This is a genomic window from Kitasatospora sp. NPDC096128, from assembly GCF_040303105.1.
Lineage (GTDB): Bacteria > Actinomycetota > Actinomycetes > Streptomycetales > Streptomycetaceae > Kitasatospora.
This window is the reverse complement of the sequence record NZ_JBEOSP010000027.1, coordinates 1-19310: the sequence shown is the minus strand read 5'-3', so window position 1 is coordinate 19310 and position 19310 is coordinate 1. Positions and strand designations below refer to the sequence as shown.

21 protein-coding genes are annotated in these 19310 nt (G+C 72.6%); 13 read left to right on the top strand and 8 right to left on the bottom strand.

All coding sequences use genetic code 11. The features are described 5' to 3' along the window. Positions 1 to 135: 135 nt before the first annotated feature. From ABTY61_RS26960 to ABTY61_RS26945, 4 genes are all read right to left on the bottom strand, one after another. Complete coding sequence (locus ABTY61_RS26960; RefSeq protein ID WP_350507667.1) at positions 136 to 519, bottom strand: hypothetical protein; 384 nt, start codon at positions 517 to 519, stop codon at positions 136 to 138. Positions 520 to 668: 149 nt separating this feature from the next. Further along, the gene (locus ABTY61_RS26955; RefSeq protein WP_350507666.1) at positions 669 to 938 is read right to left on the bottom strand and encodes a chaplin; all 270 of its coding nucleotides are present in this window, start codon (positions 936 to 938) and stop codon (positions 669 to 671) included. 109 nt (positions 939 to 1047) lie between these two features. Next, a complete protein-coding gene (locus ABTY61_RS26950) occupies positions 1048 to 1290 on the bottom strand; it encodes a chaplin (RefSeq protein ID WP_350507665.1) in 243 nt (80 codons plus the stop codon). A gap of 232 nt (positions 1291 to 1522) precedes the next feature. Continuing rightward, positions 1523 to 1750, bottom strand: a complete 228-nt coding sequence (locus ABTY61_RS26945) for a hypothetical protein (RefSeq protein ID WP_350507664.1) — start codon at positions 1748 to 1750, stop codon at positions 1523 to 1525. Positions 1751 to 1858: 108 nt separating this feature from the next. Here ABTY61_RS26945 and ABTY61_RS26940 point away from each other — a divergent pair, with 108 nt between their 5' ends. Then, positions 1859 to 2098, top strand: coding sequence for a chaplin (locus tag ABTY61_RS26940; protein ID WP_350507663.1), 240 nt, complete (start codon positions 1859 to 1861; stop codon positions 2096 to 2098). A gap of 242 nt (positions 2099 to 2340) precedes the next feature. Further along, the gene (locus ABTY61_RS26935) at positions 2341 to 4017 is read left to right on the top strand and encodes an RICIN domain-containing protein (RefSeq protein ID WP_350507662.1); all 1677 of its coding nucleotides are present in this window, start codon (positions 2341 to 2343) and stop codon (positions 4015 to 4017) included. A gap of 6 nt (positions 4018 to 4023) precedes the next feature. On the opposite strand, the gene ABTY61_RS26930 is transcribed toward ABTY61_RS26935, so the two are convergent. Then, positions 4024 to 4611, bottom strand: a complete 588-nt coding sequence (locus ABTY61_RS26930) for a DUF4291 domain-containing protein (protein ID WP_350507661.1) — start codon at positions 4609 to 4611, stop codon at positions 4024 to 4026. A 154-nt stretch (positions 4612 to 4765) separates the two neighbouring features. Here ABTY61_RS26930 and ABTY61_RS26925 point away from each other — a divergent pair, with 154 nt between their 5' ends. The 3 genes from ABTY61_RS26925 (at position 4766) to ABTY61_RS26915 (ending at position 8137) form a co-directional block, all read left to right on the top strand. Further along, entirely contained in the window at positions 4766 to 6052 is a 1287-nt protein-coding gene (locus ABTY61_RS26925) for a glycosyltransferase family 39 protein (RefSeq protein ID WP_350507660.1), read from the top strand. Positions 6053 to 6115: 63 nt separating this feature from the next. Beyond that, positions 6116 to 6604, top strand: a complete 489-nt coding sequence (locus ABTY61_RS26920) for a MarR family winged helix-turn-helix transcriptional regulator (protein ID WP_350507659.1) — start codon at positions 6116 to 6118, stop codon at positions 6602 to 6604. A 93-nt stretch (positions 6605 to 6697) separates the two neighbouring features. Beyond that, positions 6698 to 8137: an MFS transporter gene (locus ABTY61_RS26915; protein WP_350507658.1), complete on the top strand. Its 1440-nt coding sequence runs from the start codon at positions 6698 to 6700 to the stop codon at positions 8135 to 8137. Positions 8138 to 8193: 56 nt separating this feature from the next. Here the strand turns inward: ABTY61_RS26915 and ABTY61_RS26910 are convergent, their stop codons facing one another. Further along, a complete protein-coding gene (locus ABTY61_RS26910) occupies positions 8194 to 8676 on the bottom strand; it encodes a hypothetical protein (RefSeq protein WP_350507657.1) in 483 nt (160 codons plus the stop codon). Positions 8677 to 9138: 462 nt separating this feature from the next. Here ABTY61_RS26910 and hemL point away from each other — a divergent pair, with 462 nt between their 5' ends. The 7 genes from hemL to ABTY61_RS26875 all read left to right on the top strand — a co-directional run bounded on the left by hemL (position 9139) and on the right by ABTY61_RS26875 (position 16234). Next, positions 9139 to 10467 (top strand): glutamate-1-semialdehyde 2,1-aminomutase, encoded by a 1329-nt coding sequence (gene hemL / locus ABTY61_RS26905; RefSeq protein WP_350507656.1) that lies wholly within the window; start codon positions 9139 to 9141, stop codon positions 10465 to 10467. 64 nt (positions 10468 to 10531) lie between these two features. After that, complete coding sequence (locus tag ABTY61_RS26900) at positions 10532 to 11182, top strand: histidine phosphatase family protein (protein WP_350507748.1); 651 nt, start codon at positions 10532 to 10534, stop codon at positions 11180 to 11182. Positions 11183 to 11324: 142 nt separating this feature from the next. Continuing rightward, positions 11325 to 11939, top strand: a complete 615-nt coding sequence (locus ABTY61_RS26895; protein ID WP_350507655.1) for a TlpA family protein disulfide reductase — start codon at positions 11325 to 11327, stop codon at positions 11937 to 11939. Beyond that, positions 11936 to 12724, top strand: a complete 789-nt coding sequence (locus ABTY61_RS26890) for a cytochrome c biogenesis CcdA family protein (RefSeq protein ID WP_350507654.1) — start codon at positions 11936 to 11938, stop codon at positions 12722 to 12724. Before ABTY61_RS26895 ends, ABTY61_RS26890 begins: the two co-directional genes overlap by 4 nt. Further along, positions 12721 to 14502: a cytochrome c biogenesis protein ResB gene (gene resB, locus ABTY61_RS26885; RefSeq protein ID WP_502895441.1), complete on the top strand. Its 1782-nt coding sequence runs from the start codon at positions 12721 to 12723 to the stop codon at positions 14500 to 14502. The genes ABTY61_RS26890 and resB overlap by 4 nt, the downstream gene beginning before the upstream one ends. 3 nt (positions 14503 to 14505) lie before the next feature. Further along, positions 14506 to 15705, top strand: a complete 1200-nt coding sequence (gene ccsB / locus ABTY61_RS26880; RefSeq protein ID WP_350507652.1) for a c-type cytochrome biogenesis protein CcsB — start codon at positions 14506 to 14508, stop codon at positions 15703 to 15705. 121 nt (positions 15706 to 15826) lie between these two features. Continuing rightward, positions 15827 to 16234 carry a hypothetical protein gene (locus ABTY61_RS26875; RefSeq protein WP_350507651.1) on the top strand — a complete coding sequence of 136 codons (408 nt, stop codon included), beginning with the start codon at positions 15827 to 15829 and terminating at the stop codon, positions 16232 to 16234. 35 nt (positions 16235 to 16269) lie between these two features. Here the strand turns inward: ABTY61_RS26875 and ABTY61_RS26870 are convergent, their stop codons facing one another. Then, complete coding sequence (locus ABTY61_RS26870; protein ID WP_350507650.1) at positions 16270 to 17328, bottom strand: ScbA/BarX family gamma-butyrolactone biosynthesis protein; 1059 nt, start codon at positions 17326 to 17328, stop codon at positions 16270 to 16272. Between the two features lie 351 nt (positions 17329 to 17679). Between ABTY61_RS26870 and ABTY61_RS26865 the strand changes: the two genes are divergently transcribed. After that, positions 17680 to 18297, top strand: a complete 618-nt coding sequence (locus ABTY61_RS26865) for a ScbR family autoregulator-binding transcription factor (RefSeq protein WP_350507649.1) — start codon at positions 17680 to 17682, stop codon at positions 18295 to 18297. A gap of 116 nt (positions 18298 to 18413) precedes the next feature. On the opposite strand, the gene ABTY61_RS26860 is transcribed toward ABTY61_RS26865, so the two are convergent. Then, positions 18414 to 19025 carry a ScbR family autoregulator-binding transcription factor gene (locus ABTY61_RS26860; RefSeq protein ID WP_350507648.1) on the bottom strand — a complete coding sequence of 204 codons (612 nt, stop codon included), beginning with the start codon at positions 19023 to 19025 and terminating at the stop codon, positions 18414 to 18416. Positions 19026 to 19310: the final 285 nt, after the last annotated feature.

The following is a 19310-nucleotide window of genomic DNA, read 5'->3' as shown; positions in this document are numbered from 1 at the left end:
CGACCCGCACGGCCCGGCCTCGATCGTGCTGATCCGGCGGGTCCGGCCCGGGGCGCCGCACCCGTACTGGATCACCCCGGCCCCTGGCCACCAGGCGGGGTGCCGGGCTCCGGCGCGTCCGGCGTGTCCTGCGCGTCAGCCCGGCAGGACGCCGGAGAGGCCGCCGACCAGCGGCAGGTCCTTGACGCCGCCGCCCGCGCTCAGCGGTCCGGTCAGCGTGCCGGTGCCCACCGGTGCCAGGCCCTGGTCAGGCTTGACGGTCGCGCCGTTGTTGAGCACGTCGGCCGAGGAGTTGGCCCACGGGTCCAGGCGCAGGCTCTTGATCGGCGCGACGCCGTAGCCGAGGCCGGCCGTCGTCCCGTTCAGCGCCTGCCCGACGTCGGTCTTCGCCAGCGTGGCCGGGCCCGCGGCGGGCTCCTGCCCCGGGGCGGCGGTGGCGGCCTGCGCCGAGCCGGCGCCGAGCAGCACCACGGCGCCCACGGCGGCGGCCAGCCCGGCCCCGCCCTTCTTCGAAACCATGCGGATCACCCTTCGGTGGAGTGGGGCCCGGCCCGACGTAACCCGAGGGAGGGGCCCTGAGCTTCCGGACGTCCCGTCCGGGGATGCCGAACTGCCCCCCGGCCGGCTGGTCGGGGGGCAGTACGGCCGGAACACGTGCCGATCGGGGATCAGCAGTCGTCCGCGGGCTGCGGGTGCACGTCCACGTTGGCGCAGCTGTTGCCGAAGGCCGGGTTCAGCGCACCGATCAGGTTGATGGAGTTGCCGCACAGGTTGATCGGGATGTGCACCGGGACCTGGATCTGGTTGCCGGACACGACACCGGGGGAGCCGGCGGCCACGCCTTCGGCGCCCGAGCTGGCGGCGGCGGAGCCCGCCGCGCCCATCACCAGGCCGGCAGCGGCGGCGGAGAGGACGGCGACCTTCTTCACGTTCTGCATGGGGGTTGATCTCCTCGATCACACACGGGTGGAGCGCGCCGCGCCCCGGCGCTGCGGGGCGCGGCACGGGCTCGGTGAATCAGCTGTCGCCGGGTCGGCGACCGCGGGTTCAGCCGACGTTGGCGCAGGAGTTGCCGAACGCCGGGTTCAGCAGGCCGATGATGTTGACGGTGTTGCCGCAGACGTTCAGCGGGATGTGAATCGGCACCTGGATCTGGTTGCCGGAGAGCACGCCGGGGGAGCCGGCGGCCACGCCCTCGGCGCCGGAGCTGGCGAACGCGCCGCCGGCGGCACCGAGCACCAGGCCGGTGGTGGCCAGGGTCAGGACGGCGGCCTTCTTGAGGTTACGCATGTTTCTTCCTTCGATTTCTGCCCGACGGAAGGAAATGTCGGGACTCGGGCGGGCACGAATACTCACCCGAAGGGTTCAGGGATTGCCGTGAATGTCACTCCGGCGGCGCACACCGGCGCGTTCCGCCCATGGCTCGGGCGTCGACGCAGCCGCCGCGTTGTTCCAGCGCCTCGCGAAACCTTCCCGCACGGCCGGGAGGGTTTCGGGCGGAGACGCGACCAGGAATTCCCGGTCAGGCGTTCAGGCGGAGTCGCCGAACGCCGGGTTCTGGGGGGCCCGCCATGTCGACCGACTTGCCGTGGGCCGCGGTGCCGTCGAGGCCGTGGGCGAGCTGCGCATGGGCGGTACTCGTTTCGTTGAGCAGGGCCGGATGGATCGTCTTCGTGAGGGAGAACGAGGCAGTGCGCGCGGGGAAACGGTCCGGTCCGGCGATCACCCGAATGCCGGTCAGCAGCCCCATTGGGCCGGACGGGTGACAGTGCGGGCACCGTCGCAACCGGTCCGGACGGGTGTCGTTCTAGATGTCGCACTCCCCGTGCATCTCTGTATGAACAGTCAGGAGGCTCGCATGAGCATCAAGAAGACCGCCGCCGTCGGCGCGGCCGTGGTGGGCATCGTGGCCGCCGGCGCCGGCACCGCCATGGCCAGCTCCGGTGCCGAGGGTGTCGCCGCGGGTTCCCCCGGTGTCATCTCGGGCAACCAGATCCAGATCCCGGTGCACGTTCCGGTCAACCTGTGCGGCAACAGCGTCGACGTCGTCGGCCTGCTGAACCCTGCGTTCGGCAACCACTGCGCCAACCTGGGCTGAACCCACCCCCGGTTCGGCCGGTGAGAGCCGCCGTTCCGCGCTTCCCTCCTGGGGCGCGGGACGGCGGCTCTTTTGCGTGCCGCGGTGCGGTCCGGGGTCGGCCCCCGGTGCTGTCACAAGCCTTGTTGGACTACTTGTCAGTACTTAGAATGTGAGACCTGCTCACTTTTTCGGCACCTCTCTTGCTCCGCACCGCTCGGCACCCCCGGCCGGGCGGCCCCCACCCCCGCAAGGAGTCGCGTGTGATCAGGTTCCGCACGTCCGCGGCGCGGCGAACGCGAACGGGCTCGTCCCGGTCCGCCGCGCTGCTCGCCGCCGGCGTCCTCGTCGCCACCCTCGGCCTGGCCGGCGCCCCCGCCGCCCTCGCCGACTCCGCACCGTCCCCCGCCCCGGCACCCACCCGCCCGGCCGCGATCGTCGCCCTCGGCGACAGCGCCATCTCCGGCGAGGGTGCGGGCACCGACACCAACGACGGCTACTTCCCGGAGACCGACACCCCCACCGACTACTGCCACCGGCACCCCAAGTCGGAGATCTTCGTCACCGACATCCCCGGGGTCACCCCGATCGACCTCGCCTGCTCCGGCGCCCAGACCGGCGACCTGGTCAGCGACCCCGAGCTGGCCAAGACCACCGGCGGCGGCAGCGGGGACTACGGCGAGCCCAAACAGGACGTCAAACTCGCCGACACGGCGGCCAAGTACGACGTGAAGATGGTCGTGGTCACCATCGGTGCCAACGACGACTTCGACTTCAGCGGCATCATGATGCACTGCCTCGCGCAGTACTTCCCGATCCCCAAGGACCAGGGCTGCCGGGACACCATCGGCAGCGACGAGATCCGCCGCCGGGCCAAGGCGGTCCAGCCCAAGGTCGTCGCGGCGCTGCAGAACATCCGGCAGACCATGCGCAGGGCCGGCTACGCGGACTCCTCGTACCAGCTGGTCTACCAGTCGTACTTCAACCCGATCACCCCGGACATCCGGCGCAACGACTACCTCGGCAAGATCGCCGACGGCTGCCCGGCCTTCCCCGAGGACCTCGCCTGGGGCCACGACTGGGTGGTGCCGACCTTCAGCGACGCGCTCCGCGGCGCGGCCGAACAGGTGCCCGGCGTACGGTACTTGGACCAGCGGAGGGTCGCTTTCGGGCATGAGGTGTGCGCGGAGTGGACGAGTTCGCCGTACGAGTACAGCAACGGGGACGTCATCAACCTCTCCGAATGGGCCCGCAACGGCTGCGACTCGCAGATCGGCATCCCCGGGCTGTGCATGAACATGGTCCGCCAGTCGTACCACCTGCGGGTGGCCGGCTACCGCGGTGAGGGCGTCTGCCTCGGCCAGTTCTTCGCGAAGCCGGACCAGGCGGAGGCGTACTGCACGCTCAACCAGCAGAACACCACCTCGATCCAGCCGCTCACCCCCGGGAAACCCTTCGGCGACGTCCCCGAGGACGGTTCCTGGTACCAGCTCACCAACGCGGCCACCGGCAACGCCCTCGACCTCACCGGCGGCGGCACGTACGGCGACTCCACCAACGGCCGGGCCGCCATCAGCTACCCGGCGACCGGCGGGCTGAACCAGTCCTTCGTCCTGGAGGCCAAGGCCGGCGGCAGCTACGAGCTGGACTTCAGCGGCAACCGCGGCATGTGCCTGGACGCCAACGCGGCCTCCACCGCCGCCGGCACCCGGATCCAGCAGTGGGGCTGCAACGGCGGCGCCAACCAGCACTGGGTGTTCAAGCCGGCCGGCAACGGCACCTACGAGATCGCCGACTCGGCGGACCCGACCAAGGTCCTGGCGGCCGGCGCCACCCTCGACGCCAAGGGCAACCCCTACATCGAACTCGCCACCGACACCGGCGCCCCCGCCCAGCTCTGGCAGCTCACCAAGCTCGGCATCGTCTACCTCCACGGCTGACCTCGCTCAGGCCGTCGCCGCCCCCACCCGGGCGGCGACGGCCGCACCCACCGGGTACGGCGTCTCCACCGGCAACAGCGCGGGGTTCCGCTCCAGCCGCACCCGCCCGGCCAGCGCGGTGACGTCGGTGATCCCCCGGATCCACTCGTCCGCGTAGCGCCGCACCGCCTCGCCGCGCAGCCCGACCTGGATCGCCCGCCACTCCAGCGCGCCGAGGTCCGGCCCGCGCTCCGGATCCCACTGCACCCGCACCGGGCTCTGCCGCAGCTCCCGCTTCCAGGCGGCCTGCGAGGCGTGCACCCGCCCGCTGTAGCCGCTCAGCACGGCCCGTTCCAGCGCCCAGTCGAAGCCCTCACGGCTGATCTCCAGCGCCAGCACCCGCTCCTGGCCGGGGCTCCGGCCCCAGTCGCTGCGGTGCATCATCCAGAGGAACGAGGGCTTGATCCAGGTCATCCGGTCCCGCCGGAACGCCTCCGGGAACCGCCCCTCGGCGGCCGCCGGTTCGGCGATCTCCGGCGGGAAGGCCTGGTAGACGGTGAGGGTGTCGGCGGTGTGGAGCGCCCGGATCTGGTGCTTCGGCGGCTGGAGCGGCATGGGGGCATCGTCGTGGTCGCCGTCGGCGGGCGCCACGGGTTTTCGCGGTGCGGGCGGGGGCGGGTCGGGGCGCGGGGCGTGCCGTAGGCTCCTGGGAACGTCGTTGCGCCGGAGCCGCGCGCACCAAGAGCGGGGCGGGGAGTACCCAGAGCAGATGAGCACGGCATCGAGCACCGAGTCGTCCAGCACCGAACCGTCCAGCGCCGAGCCGGTGGCCGTGTCCGGGGAGCCGGCCGAGGAGCGGACGGGCCGCGCGCCCGGCCGGTTCATGGCGCTGGTGGACCGCTTCGCGCCCGCGCTGGGCGCGTACGCGGTGGTCAAGGCGATCGGCCTGACCGTCTTCCTGATGCTGCTGGAGCACACCGGCGACTACCTGAAGAAGCAGCCCGGCCGCGGCGGCGGCGCCCACGCCTGGGACGTGCTGGGCACCTGGGACGGCGTCTGGTACCAGCGGATCGCCGAGAACGGCTACGACCCCCAGCTGATCGAGCTGCACGGCTTCCCGCTGGCGACCTACTACGAGAACTCCGCCGCCTTCTTCCCGCTCTACCCGTGGCTGATGCGGCTGGTCGGCGCGGTCACCGGGCTGGGCCCGTACGGCTCCGGGATCGTGGTCTCGGTGCTCGCCTCGCTGGTCGCCGCGGCCGGGATCTTCGCGATCGCCGAGCGGCTGGCCGGCTTCCGGGCGGGCGTGATCGCCGCGGTGATCTGGGGCCTGTTCCCGGGCTCGGGCGTGGAGTGGGCGGTCTACTCGGACTCGCTGTTCGTCGCGCTGTCCGCCTGGGCCTGCTACTGCGTGATGACCCGCCGCTGGCTCGCGGCCGGGCTGCTGGCCCTGGTCGCGGGCCTGAACCGGCCGACCGCCGCCGCGCTGATCGCGGCGGTGTCGATCGCCGCGCTGGTCGCGCTGGTGCGCCGCACCGACGGGGTGGCCCGCCCGCTGACCGCGATGCTGATCACCCCGTGGGGCCTGTTCGGCTACGTTGCCTGGGTGGGCTGGCGGATGGGCGACTGGGGCGGCTACTTCAAGCTCCAGCGCGGCGCCTGGAACCGCTACTTCGACTTCGGCGCCTCGACCGTGCGCACGGTCATGGACGTGATCACCGGCCACTGGGACTTCTGGCAGTCCAATCCGGTGCCGGACCTGATCGCGATCGCCCTGCTGATCGCCCTGCCCGGCCTGGTGGTCCTGCTCGCGCGGGCCCGCCCGCCGCTGGTGCTCTGGGTCTACACCGCGATGACCGTGTTCACCGCGTTGAGCAGCAACCAGATCTTCGGCAACATCTCGCGCTACCTGCTGCCGGCCTTCCCGCTGTTCATCGGGCTGGCGGTGGCGCTGCGCAAGGTGCGGACCCCCTCGTTGATCGGGCTGTTCGCGATGCCGGCGATCGCGGCGGGCTGGTACGCGGGCTATGCGCTGTTCGAGTTGGGTATCCCGTAAGCCCGGTGTTGGTTGGCTACGGGATCATCCGACAGCGGACGGGCCGTTGCTAACCTCGGACGTATGACGACGACCCCGCCCGTGCGCCAGATCCGCGACATCTCCGGCCTGCTGGACCACGCGAGCCACGTGCTGGCGACCCGGATGGCGGCCGCCTTCACCGAGCTCGGGATCACCCCGCGTGCGTACTGCGTGCTGTTCCACGCGCAGGAGACCGAGCGCACCCAGATCCAGCTGGCCGAGCTGGCGGACCTGGACAAGACCACCATGGTCGTCACCGTCGACGAACTGGAGAAGGCGGGACTGGCCGAGCGCCGCCCGTCCGCCACCGACCGCCGGGCCCGGATCATCTCGGTCACCGAGGCGGGCGAGCGCGCCGTCGAGCAGGGCACCGCGATCGCCGACCGGGTCCACCGCGAGCTGCTGGAGGCGCTGCCGCGGCCCGAGCAGGACGCCTTCGTCTCGGCCCTGACCCGCCTGGTGGGCGGGCACCTGGCGGAACCGGTCGAGAGCGAACGGACGGTCCGCCGGGCCCGTCGCTCCCGTGGGTGAGGCACGCTCGCAATCTGCTCCTGAGATAGATAGTCCCGAACAAAACAATCTGATAGCGTCCTTCCCGGTACTCGACGAACCGGGAGACCCGCCATGACCACCCATGTCCCGACCGCGCCCGACACGGCGCCCGCGGCCCCCGCCCGCTCCCGCGCACTGGCCCTCGCGGTGCTCTGTGCGGGCATGCTGATGATCATCCTGGACGGCTCGATCGTCACCGTGGCGCTGCCCGCCATCCAGGACGACCTGCACTTCTCGCCCGCCGACCTCACCTGGACGGTCAACGCCTACCTGATCGCCTTCGGCGGCCTGCTCCTGCTGGCAGGCCGGCTCGGCGACCTGATCGGCCGCAAGCGGGTCTTCGTCGCCGGACTCGCCCTCTTCACCGCCGCCTCGCTGCTCTGCGCCTTCGCCACCGGGCAGGGCGTGCTGATCGCCGCCCGCTTCCTCCAGGGCGTCGGCGGCGCGATGGCCTCCTCGGTCAGCCTCGGCATGATCGTCACGCTCTTCCCCGAACCCGGCGAACGCGGCCGCGCGATCGGCGCGTTCAGCTTCGTCGGCGCGGCCGGGGCCTCGATCGGCCAGGTCCTCGGCGGGGTGCTCACCCAGGCCCTCGACTGGCACTGGATCTTCCTGATCAACCTGCCGCTCGGCCTCGCCGCCGTCCTGCTCGCCGTCCGGGTCCTGGCGCCCGACCACGGCCCCGGCCTGCGGGCCGGCGCCGACGTGCCGGGCGCCGTACTGATCACCGCCGCCCTGATGCTCGGCATCCACACCATCGTCGGCGCCGGCGGGCACGGCTGGACCTCGGCCCGCACCCTCGGCCTCGGCGCGCTCTCGCTCGCCCTGCTGGCCGGCTTCCTGCTCCGTCAGGCCAGGGCCGCCCGGCCCCTGCTGCCGCTGCGGATGTTCCGCTCCCGCAACGTCTCCGGCGCCAATGCCGTGCAACTGCTGACCATCGCCGGGATGTTCGGCTTCCAGATCATGGTCGCCCTCTACCTGCAGCAGGTCCTCGGCTACGGCTCCGCCGCCACCGGCCTCGCGATGCTGCCCGCGGCGGTCGCCATCGCCGCGGTGTCGCTGCTGCTCTCCGCCCGGCTGAGCGCCCGGTTCGGTGAGCGCTCGGTGCTGCTCGTCGGCCTGGCGATGCTGGTCGTCGCGCTCGGCCTGCTGGTCCGGCTGCCGACCGACGCCGACTATCCGGTCCACCTGCTGCCGACCATGCTGCTGATCGGCGGCGGCGGGCTGGTGCTGTCCGCGCTCGCCGTGCTCGGGATGTCCGGCGCCGGCCCGGAGGACGCGGGCACCGCCTCCGGCCTCTTCAACACCACCCAGCAGGTCGGCGGCGCGCTCGGCGTCGCCGTGCTCACCACCCTCGCCGACGGCCGCGGCGGGGCGCTGGCCGCCGCCGGGCACCCCGCCGCCGAGGCGCTGGCGGGCGGTTTCCGGCTCGCCTTCGCGGTGGCCGCCGGGCTGTTGACGGTGGCACTGCTGCTGGCGGCGCTGGTGCTCCGGCCCGCCGCGAAGAGCTGACGGGCCGTCAGCCCGATGAACCCCGGCCGCCGTTCAGCGGTCGGGGTCCGGCGCGCTCAGGGCCAGACCAGGCAGTACAGCTGGTGTCCGGCGTCGTGCAGCCGGTTGGCGAAGTCCTGCCACTCGTGCAGCATGCTGTAGATCACGAAGGCGTCGCGTGGCCCGCGCCGGTCCGGGACGGTGGACCAGATGAAGGCGGCCGCGCCGAGCTCGGTCTCGTCCGCCTTGCGCAGCGGCTCGACCACGTTGTGCGGGAGTTGGACGACGGCGTAGTCGGGGTGCAGTACGACGAGTTCCAGCGGCGGCACCTGGTGCAGCGGGACGCCCTGGATGCCGGTGAGGACCATCGCGCTCATGGTCTCCGGTTTGATCTTGGTGGAGAGGTGGCCGGTGGGGGAGCCGCTGGTCTCCATCAGGTCGCCGAGCCGCCCCAGCGCGCCGAGTTCACCGGCGTCCAGGCCCAGGCCGCCCGGGCCGAGGGCGGTGGGGACTCTGGCGGCGGTGGCGCGGTCCGGTGCGCCGAAGTACTTGTACGTCACCCCCACGCGTCCCTCACCCCGCCTCTCGCCGCCGCGGCGGCCACGACCCGTACCCGCTCCCGTACCCCCGCGTGCGGTCTCGGCGGGCCCACGGGAGCCACCCGCGGCCTCGTCGAAGCCGTCCTGCGCCTCGGACACTCGGACCATCCTCACCGGAATTCGCCGGAATCGACAGACCCCCGCACGCCCGGCGTCCCGCCGGACGTGCTCCTTACCCGTCATGCGCCGCCGTACCCACTCTCGGTACGCGGCAGTCCTCTCCACACCCCTGCACACAACCGGAGCGCTCGCGCACCTGTGCACACAGTCTGACTGGTCCGTGCTCCGGAACAGCCAGCGGCCCCGCCCGTACACCACCACCACGGACGACCGTCAGGGACAACCGTACAGACAACGGTGCCCGGATCATCGTTCCAGATGATCGGGCCCGACATGCAGAGCCCAAGGACACGATTTGAGACCATGTCTCCCGTGAGCTACCCCTACGAAGCCCCCCAGTCCCAGTCGCTGTTCGATCGCGCCTCCGTGGTCACGCCCGGCGGCGTCAACTCCCCGGTGCGCGCCTTCCGCGCGGTCGGCGGCACGCCGCGCTTCATGGTGTCCGGCACCGGCCCCTACCTCACCGACGCCGACGGCCGTGAGTACGTCGACCTGGTGTGCTCGTGGGGTCCGATGATCCTCGGCCACGCGAACCCCGCCGTGATCGACGCCGTCCAGCAGGCGGTCTCCCGCGGCACCTCCTTCGGCACGCCCGGTCAGGGCGAGGTCGAGCTGGCCGAGGAGATCGTCTCCCGGGTCGCCCCGGTCGAGCAGGTCCGCCTGGTCTCCTCCGGCACCGAGGCCACCATGTCCGCGATCCGGCTCGCCCGGGGCTTCACCGGCCGGGCGAAGGTGGTCAAGTTCGCCGGCTGCTACCACGGTCACGTGGACGCGCTGCTGGCCGCCGCCGGTTCCGGCGTGGCCACCTTCGGTCTGCCGGACACCCCGGGCGTCACCGGCGCCCAGGCCGGCGACACCGTCGTGCTGCCGTACAACGACCTGGCCGCCGTCGAGCAGGCCTTCGCCGCCCACCCGGGCGAGATCGCCTGCGTGATCACCGAGGCCTCGCCCGGCAACATGGGCGTCGTCCCGCCGCTGCCCGGCTTCAACGCCGGCCTGGCCCGGCTCTGCCGGGACAACGGCGCGCTGTTCATCTCCGACGAGGTGATGACCGGCTTCCGCGTCTCCAAGGCCGGCTGGTACGGCCTGGAGGCGGCGAACGAGGGCTGGGCGCCGGACCTGCTGACCTTCGGCAAGGTCATGGGCGGCGGCTTCCCGGCCGCGGCCTTCGGCGGCCGCGCCGACGTGATGGCCCACCTGGCCCCGGCCGGCCCGGTCTACCAGGCCGGCACCCTGTCCGGGAACCCGGTCGCCACCGCGGCCGGCCTGGCCCAGCTGCGCGGCTGCACCGACGAGGTCTACGCGACGGTGGACCGGGTCTCCGCCGAGATCTCCGGCCTGGTCTCCGAGGCGCTCACCAAGGAGGGCGTGGCGCACCGGCTGCAGACCGCCGGGAACATGTTCTCGGTCTTCTTCACCGAGGCGGCCGTCACCGACTACGACCAGGCCAAGACCCAGGAGGCGTTCCGCTTCACCGCCTTCTTCCACGCGATGCTGGCCGAGGGCGTCTACCTGCCGCCGTCCGCCTTCGAGTCCTGGTTCGTCTCGGCGACCCACGACGCCCGGGCGATCGAGCGGATCGCCGCCGCCCTGCCGGCCGCGGCCCGCGCCGCTGCCGCCGCCACGGCCTGATCCCTTCCCAGACCACAGGAGCAGTCGAGAAGTGAGCGCCAAAGAGATCACCGTCGTCCACGTGATGCGCCACGGTGAGGTGCACAACCCGGAGGGCGTGCTGTACGGCCGCCTGTCGGGCTACCACCTGTCCGAGCTGGGCCGTCAGATGGCCGACCGGGTCGCCGAGGACCTGGCCGGACGGGACATCGCCCACGTGGTGGCCTCCCCGCTGGAGCGGGCCCAGGAGACCGCCGAGCCGATCGCCAAGGCGCACGGCCTGGAGGTCGCGGCCGACCCGCGGCTGATCGAGGCGGAGAACGTCTTCGAGGGCAAGACCTTCGGCGTCGGCGACGGCTCGCTGCGCAACCCGGGCTACTGGAAGTACCTGACCAACCCGTTCAAGCCCTCCTGGGGCGAGCCGTACCTCGACCAGGTGGTGCGGATGATGGGCGCGCTCGGCGCCGCCCGGGACGCCGCCCGCGGGCACGAGGCGGTCTGCGTCAGCCACCAGCTGCCGATCTGGATCCTGCGCTCCTTCGTGGAGCGCCGCCGGCTCTGGCACGACCCCCGCAACCGGCAGTGCTCGCTGGCCTCGCTGACCAGCTTCACCTTCGAGGGCGACAGCATCGTCTCGGTCGGGTACCGCGAGCCGGCCCGCGACCTGCTGCCCGCGCACCTGGTCGGCAAGGGCCGTAAGGGCGACAAGCCGGTGGGTAAGAGCTTCGGCGCCTGACGCCCGTAAGCGGTGCGTAAGTATGACTTCGGGTCACCCGGCGAGCGCCTGGTGGCCCGAAGTCTTCGCAGGTCAGAGTGGGTGTGACACGCAAGGCGGGACCCCGGCGAACCGGCTCGGAACTCCATGCGAAACTTTTCACATGTCTGCCATGACGCGCCCCCGTCCCCGTGTCGCCGCAGCCGCCGCCACAGTCGCCGCCGCTGCGCTCGTCCTCACCGGCTGTTCCTCCTCGGGCTCGTCGAGCAGCAGTGAGGGACAGGTCGGCTTCGTGACCGTCAAGGGGACCAACCTGTCGAAGGCGGACACCGGCAAGCGCGGGGACGCGCCGGACATCTCCGGGGAGACCCTGGAAGGCAACCAGGTCAAGCTCTCCGACTACCGCGGCAAGGTCGTGGTGCTGAACGTCTGGGGCTCCTGGTGCGGGCCGTGCCGGGCCGAGGCGAAGAACCTCCAGGCCGTCGCGGACGAGTACAAGGACAAGGGCGTCCAGTTCCTGGGCATCAACACCCGGGACACCGACAAGACCAACGCCGTCCGCTTCGAGCAGGAGCAGGGCGTCAGCTTCCCGAGCATCTTCGACCCGGCGGGCACCCAGCTGCTCAAGTTCCCCAAGGGCAGCCTCAACCCGCAGTCCATCCCGACCACCCTGATCGTCGACCGCGACGGCAGGCTGGCCGCCCGCGCCGTCGGCGGGACGACCCAGGAGGCGCTGGAGTCGATCGTCCAGCCGGTGGTCGCGGAGCAGCAGCAGTGAGTGGGCCACTGCACCCGGCCGCCCTCCCGCTGGCCGACAACTTCACCACGGTGCAGAGCGGCGCGCTGCTGGCGGCGGCGCCGATCGCGCTCGCGGCCGGGCTGGTCTCCTTCTTCTCGCCCTGCGTGCTGCCCCTGGTGCCCGGCTACCTGTCGTACGTGACGGGCTTCTCCGCCGCCGACCTCGCGGACGCCCGCGGCGCCAAGCGCGGCCGGATGCTGCTCGGGGCGACGCTGTTCATCCTCGGCTTCACCGTGGTCTTCGTCTCCGGCGGGGCGCTGTTCGGCCAGTTCGGCAACACCCTGCAGGAGCACAAGCGGGTCATCTCGATCGTGCTCGGCTCGCTCACCGTGGTGATGGGCCTGGCCTTCATGGGCCTCGTCCCCGGCCTGAGCATGCGCGAGGTGCGCTCGCACCGCCGCCCGGCCGTCGGCCTGGTCGGCGCGCCGCTGCTGGGCATGGTGTTCGGCGTCGGCTGGACGCCCTGCATCGGCCCGACCCTGGCCGCCGTGCAGACCCTGTCGCTGAACCAGGCGGACGCGGCGCGCGGGGCCCTGCTGATGACCTTCTACTGCCTGGGCCTCGGCGTACCGTTCATCGTGGCCGCGCTGGCCTTCCGCCGGGCGCTGGGCGCCTTCGGGTGGGTCAAGCGGCACTACCCGCTCGTGATGCGGATCGGTGGCGGCATGCTCGTCGCGGTCGGTCTGCTGCTCGTCACCGGGATCTGGGATTCCTGGATGAGCGAACTGCAGTCCTGGACCGCCGACTCCCAGATCGGAATCTGACCGTGAGCAAGACCACGACCGATACCGAGCTGCCCCCGGCGCCGGACGACTCCGCCGCCGAGCGGCTCAGCACCGCGCCGGTCGAGTCCGACGGGCCGACCGGCATAGGGGTGCTCGGCTGGGCGCGCTGGATGTGGCGCCAGCTGACCTCGATGCGGGTCGCCCTGATCCTGCTCTTCCTGCTGTCGCTGGCCGCCATCCCGGGGTCACTGATCCCGCAGAACGGCCAGAACCAGTTCAAGGTGCAGACCTGGAAGGCGCAGCACACCACCGTCGCGCCGATCTACGAGAAGCTCCAGCTGTTCGACGTCTACAGCTCGGTCTGGTTCTCCGCGATCTACATCCTGCTGTTCGTCTCGCTGGCCGGCTGCATCATCCCGCGGACCTGGCAGTTCGTCGGCGTGCTGCGCTCCCAGCCGCCGGCCGCCCCGAGCAACCTGACCCGGATGCCGGTCCACGCGGCCTGGCGCACCGGGGCGGACCCGGAGCGGGTGACCGCGGCCGCGCACCGGCTGCTGCGCAAGCGCGGCTTCCGCGCCAACCTGTCCGGCGGCTCGGTGGCCGCCGAGAAGGGCTACCTGCGCGAGGTCGGCAACCTGCTGTTCCACCTGTCGCTGTTCGCGCTGCTCGGCGGCTTCGCCTGGTCCAGCCTGGCCTCCGGCACCGGCGGCAAGCTGATGGTCGAGGGCCAGGGCTACTCCAACACCATCACCCAGCTCGACGACTTCACCGGCACCCGGTTCTACGGCAACCAGGACCTCGACCCCTTCTACCTGAAGCTCGACGACTTCACCTCGAAGTTCCAGAACACCGGTGACCAGATGGGCGCCGCCCGGCAGTTCACCGCGAACGTGGAGTACTACGAGGGCAGCGACGAGTCGAAGCTGAAGAAGGGCACGATCGAGGTCAACCACCCGCTGGAGATCGGCGGCAGCAAGGTCTACCTGATCGGCCACGGCTACGCCCCGGTGATCACCGTGAAGAACGGCAAGGGCGACGTGGTCTACCACGACGTCGTGCCGTTCCTGCCGCAGGACGCCAACCTGACCTCGACCGGTGTGGTGAAGGCCTCCGACTACGGCGTCGGCCCGGACGGCACCAAGACCCAGCTGGGCTTCTCCGGCTTCTTCCTGCCGACCGCCCCGCTGAGCTTCGCCGGCACCGGCCCGATCTCGCTGTTCCCCGGCGACGCCGCCCCCGAGCTGGTGCTGAACGCCTTCGCCGGCGACCTCGGCACCGACTCCGGTCTGCCGCAGAACATCTACCAGCTGAACACCTCGAAGCTCACCCAGCTGCAGCAGGACGGCCAGCCGGCCAAGGCCCTGCTCAAGCCCGGCCAGGGCTGGACCCTGCCGGACGGCTACGGCACCGTCACCTTCGAGGGCTACAAGCAGTGGGCGAGCTTCAACGTCTCGCACCGCCCCGGCAACGAGATCGCGCTGACCGGCGCGGTCCTGGCGATCCTCGGCCTGATCGGCTCGCTGTTCATCCAGCGCCGCCGGATCTGGGTGCGGGCGGTGGCCCTGCCGGGCGGCGGCACCCAGGTGGAACTGGCCGGCCTGGCCCGCAGCGAGTCGGCGAAGATCGCCGAGGAGCTGGCCGAACTCGCGGTGGACCTCCAGGACGACGCCCCGGCGTCGGAGGACCAGGAGCCCGCGGCCGAGGACCTGCCGGCCGAAGAGCTCCCGGCCGAGGACCTCCCGGCGGGAGACAGCGCAGCAGCAGACTCCGCAGCAGAAGACCCCACAGCCCCTGCCGACCAGAACTCCAAGGAGTAGACGGTGCACCTCGCCTCGGGAGTCGACCCACAGCTGGCCGACCTCTCCAACAAGCTGATCTATTCGGCGATGGCGGTCTACACGCTCGCCATGTTCGCCCACATGATCGAGTGGACCTTCGGCAGCAAGGGTGCCGTCGCCGTCCGCTCGAAGGAGCAGGCGGGCAGTCTGGCCGAGACCGTCGCCGCGGCCGGGCAGCCGGCCGCGGGCAAGGCGGTGAAGAAGGTCACCGTCACCGTGGCGGGCGCCGGCGGCGGCACCACCACGCTGACCCGCACCGCCGTGGCGGGCGAGGGCGCGACGGTGGTCACCACCGGGCGCGGCGCGGACGAGGAGGACGGCCCGGGCGCGGCCGGCACCAGCGAGAAGGCCGACCTGGCGGGCCGGATCGCCGTCTCGCTCACCGTCCTGGCGGTGCTGCTGCACGGCGGCGGCATCGTCACCCGCGGCCTCTCGGTCTCCCGCTGGCCGTGGGGCAACATGTACGAGTTCTCCTGCGCCTTCGCGTTCGCGATGACGGCGGCGTACCTGGTGCTGCTGGCCGCGCGGAAGAACGTCCGCTGGCTCGGCCTGCCGGTCGTCGTCGCGGTGCTGCTGACCCTCGGCATCGCCACCCAGGTGCTGTACACCGACTCGGAGCAGCTCGTCCCGGCGCTGCACTCGTACTGGCTGGCGATCCACGTCTCCACCGCGATCTTCTGCGGCGGCGCCTTCTACGCGGCGTTCATCGCCACGCTGCTGTACCTGTTCCAGGACTCGTTCCGGAAGAAGGCCGACGCCGGCTTCTACGAGTTCCTGCGGCCCGGCGCGGCGCGGTCGGCCGAGGGGAAGTACAGCAAGACCCGGATCAGGCTGGCCCGGGTCCGGGTGTCGGTCTGCAACCGTCTGCCCGCCCCGTCCACCTTCGACAAGCTGTCGTACCGGATCAACGCCCTGGTCTTCCCGCTGTGGACGTTCACCATCATCGCGGGCGCGATCTGGGCCGAGGCCGCCTGGGGCAAGTACTGGGAGTGGGACCCGAAGGAGACCTGGTCGTTCATCACCTGGGTCGCCTACGCCTGCTACCTGCACGCCCGCGCGACGGCCGGCTGGAAGGGCCGCAAGGCCGCGTACCTGGCGCTGGGGGCCTTCGCCTGCTGGCTCTTCAACTACTACGGCGTGAACATCTTCGTCACCGGCAAGCACTCGTACGCGGGGATCTGACCGGGGGCACACACCCATCGGCCCGGCTTTCCGCAGGAGGTAGCCGGGCCGAGGTGCAACAAGGGGTAGTTCGTGCCGGCCGTCCGTGCCGGTACGGGGAGGAACGAGGAGGAATCGCGCAATGGAGTGCGACGAGGTCATGCTGACCGTCCGAATCACCGCCGCCGAGCGCATGCTGCTCCGACGGCTCGCCCAGGGACACCGGAGCGACGTGTCCGAAGTGGCGGCCGACGCTCTGCTGGACATCATCCCCACGCTCAGCGCACCGGGGGACGCCTACCGGCTGCTGAGCGCCCTCGCGACGCCGGCGCCGTGCGCGCTGACCGTCTGGCTGCCGACCGCGCTGGCCGACCTGCTGGTGCCCGGCGCGGCCCGGATCGCCCAGATCACCGACCTCCGGATCGAGTCGGCCAGCGCGGCCCTGGGCGCGGCACTGCGGCTCTGGCTGGCCCAGGACCCGGTCCGGCTCGCGGCCAACCTCAGCGTGATGCACGCGGGGCGGCGGCCCGCCGCACTGGTGGCCGCCTGACCCTCATCCCGCCTGAGCCTCATCCCGCCTGACCCTCAACTCGCCAGCGGCAGCAGGCCGGTCGCGGCGGGGCGGCCCTCGAAGGCGTCCCGCCGGACCGGCACCCGCGGACCGTCGACCGGCTCGGTGAGCAGTCGGCACTCGGCCGCCGTCCGCCCGTCCTGGAGCAGTCGGACCAGGACGGGGGTGCGGCGGCCGTCCGCCGCCCGCTCGCGGACGGCCTGCACGAAGCAGGGCCGGTCCAGCTCGATGTAGCGGTCGAAGGAGGTCACCAGCTCGACCGGCACCACCGGCTCGGGGTGGTGCAGCCGCTGGGCGGCCTGCCGGGCCGCCTCCAGCACCAGCATCCCGGGCACGTGGTCGAGCTCGTGGTCGAACAGCACCGGGTGCCCGGCGTCGGCGCGCAGCAGCCAGGTGTCCGGCCGCAGGGTCGGGCTGAGCACCACGTCCGCGGACTGCGCCCGGCCGACCAGCTCGGGCGCGGCGGGCTCCGGCGGGCGGGGCGGGGCGACGGCGCGCCGGTCGGGGCCGCGCAGCCGCTGGTACGAGGCGGGGGTGACCACCCGCAGCTGGCCGGCGCCGTGGCCGATCCGCCGGCCGTTCCGGGTGACTTCGGCGTGCACCCGCAGCGAGGCCAGCCGGCCGTGCCGCATCCGGACGTCCTGGCAGCCGACGGTGAGCATCAGCGAGGCCGGGTCGGCGGTGACGGCGAGGCCGGGCAGGCCGGCCTCGCCGAGCGCATAGCCGAGCTCCTCCATGACGAAGTGGTGACCGCGCGGGACCCCGAAGCCGGCGTGGCCGATCAGCAGCCCGGCCTGCCGGACGGTCTCGGCCATCAGCACCGGGTCGTGGTAGCGGTCGCCGGGCAGCCGGTAGAAGCCGTGCAGCCGGGGCCACTGGGCGCCGAGCAGGAAGTCGTACGGGCCGGTGGCCTGCCAGCCGGTGAGGAAGACCTCGGAGACCGAGGCGCGGTGCACCAGGTGCCGGGAAACGGTCCGGTCGTGGAAGTCGTAGCCGGCGTCGGGGCCGGTGCCGTGGCCGGAGCCGGGGTGGGCGTACGGACCGTGGGCGTCCGGCTCTACGATCAATGGCATGACTGGCCCCAGCTCCAGGGTGTCGGTCGAGCGCCCGCCACGGACGCCCCACAGCAGAACATACATACCACCCGGTTTGTCTTCTACGGTCGGGGGTGGCCTCGCCGTTCGACCCGGAGCGACCACGCTACCCGGCCCCTGGTCTGCGGGAATGCCCGAAACGGGGAGGGCAGACCTTGGGCGGGGGGCGGTCCCCGCTGGACGGCGGGGTCGACACAGGCGCTAGATTAGATACCAACCATGCGGTTTCGGCCAGTGCCGTCCGCATGCGAGGTGCCGCCTCCGACCGAGGGCGCGCCGACAGCAGCCGGGTGGGGCGGGGAGCGCGTCCGGCGGAGTCCGGAGGGGTCAGTGGTCAAGCAGGAACGCGCGGGGCGGACCAGGCAGGCCGTGCTGCTCGCCGCCGCGGACACCTTCGCGGGGGTCGGGTTCGAAGCCGCCAGCCTGGTCGACATCAGCCGCCGGGCCGGGGTGAGCAAGGGCGCCCTCTACTTCCACTTCGTCTCCAAGCAGGCCCTGGCCGACGGCGTCCGGGCCGCCGCGGGGCGGGAGATCGGCTCGGCCGCGTTGCGCGCCCTGCGCACCGAGGGCCGGGCCGTCCAGGGGCTGATCGACTTCTCGCACGAGCTGGCCCGGCTGCTGCGCGAGGACGTGGTGGTGCGGGCCGGCGTCCGGCTCGGCCGCCAGGGACCGCGGCCGGCCGGGGCCCCCGCCGGAGCGGACACCGCCTGGCGCAGCCTCACCGCCGTCGTCCTCCGGCTGCTGGACCGGGCCGAGGGGGCCGGCGAGCTGCGCCCCGGGGTTGACCGGCGGGCCTGCGCCGAGCTGCTCACCGCGGTGGTGGCGGGCCAGGTGCTGCTGGCCGCCGAGGAGGTCGGCCGGCCGGAGCCGGAGGCCGTCCGGCGGCTCTGGGCGGCCGCGCTGCCGGCCCTGGTGGGGCCGGGCGACTGCGCGGGCTACCGGGTCTGACCCCGGCCGGTCGCAGGGCCGCGCCGGGCCCCGCCGGCCGGAAGCCGTAGCCCGCAGCCCGTGCCCCCGGCCCCGCAGCCCGTGCCCTCAGCCCGTACCCGCAGCCCAGGCGGGGCTCAGCCGCGCTCGGCGACGCTCAGCCGGGCGAGCGCGTGCGGCTGGACGAGGCCGGGCAGCAGCAGCGTCCACAGGTCGGCCATCCGCTGGATCAGGTCCTGCCGGTCGGCCAGCACCTGGGAGCTCAGCTGGATCCCGGTCACCGCCCCGGTGATCACCCCGGCGGCCGCCACCAGGTCGACCCCCGGGTGGAGGTCCCCGGCCTCCCGGGCGCGCTCCAGCAGCTCGCGGACCAGGTCCATCCAGCCCTGGTAGGCGGCGATCTGCGGCTGGGTGAAGCTGCCGTGCTCGATGGTCAGCCGGATGCTGCCGCGCACCAGCGGGTCCTCCTGGAGCGCGCGGGCGAACGCGTACCCGAGGTCGATCAGGGTCTGCACCGGGCTGTCCGAGGAGGGCTCCCAGGAGGCGATCCAGAGGCCCTGCCCCTCGATCACGGCGAGTGCCAGCTCCTCCTTGGAGCGGAAGTGGAAGTACAGCGCGCCCTTGGTGACACCGGCCCGGTCCAGGATCTCGGACATCGTGGCGGCGGCGTAGCCCCGCTCGTCGAACACCTCGGCCGCCGCGAGGAGTACCGTCTGGCGGGTCGCCAGCGCACGGGCCTGCCTGGCCATCGCAGCCTCCCTGGAAAGTTCTGTACCTCGGCAGCGGCCGATCCTATGGGGGCCGACGGGGCGACGGGCGTGAACCGTCCGGTAGGTATCCTACCGAGCCGCTCCGCGCCCGGTCGGACGGGCACGAACGGCGCCCCGGCGCTCTCGCTGCCGGTCCCGGGCGCCCGCCGGGGCGCTGCGGCGGCCTCACCCGGACGGGGGGGGCGGGGGGGGGGCCCGCCCCCCGCGGGGGGCGGGGGCGCGGCCGCGGGCGCCGGGGGGGGGGGGGGCGGGGGGCCGGGCGGG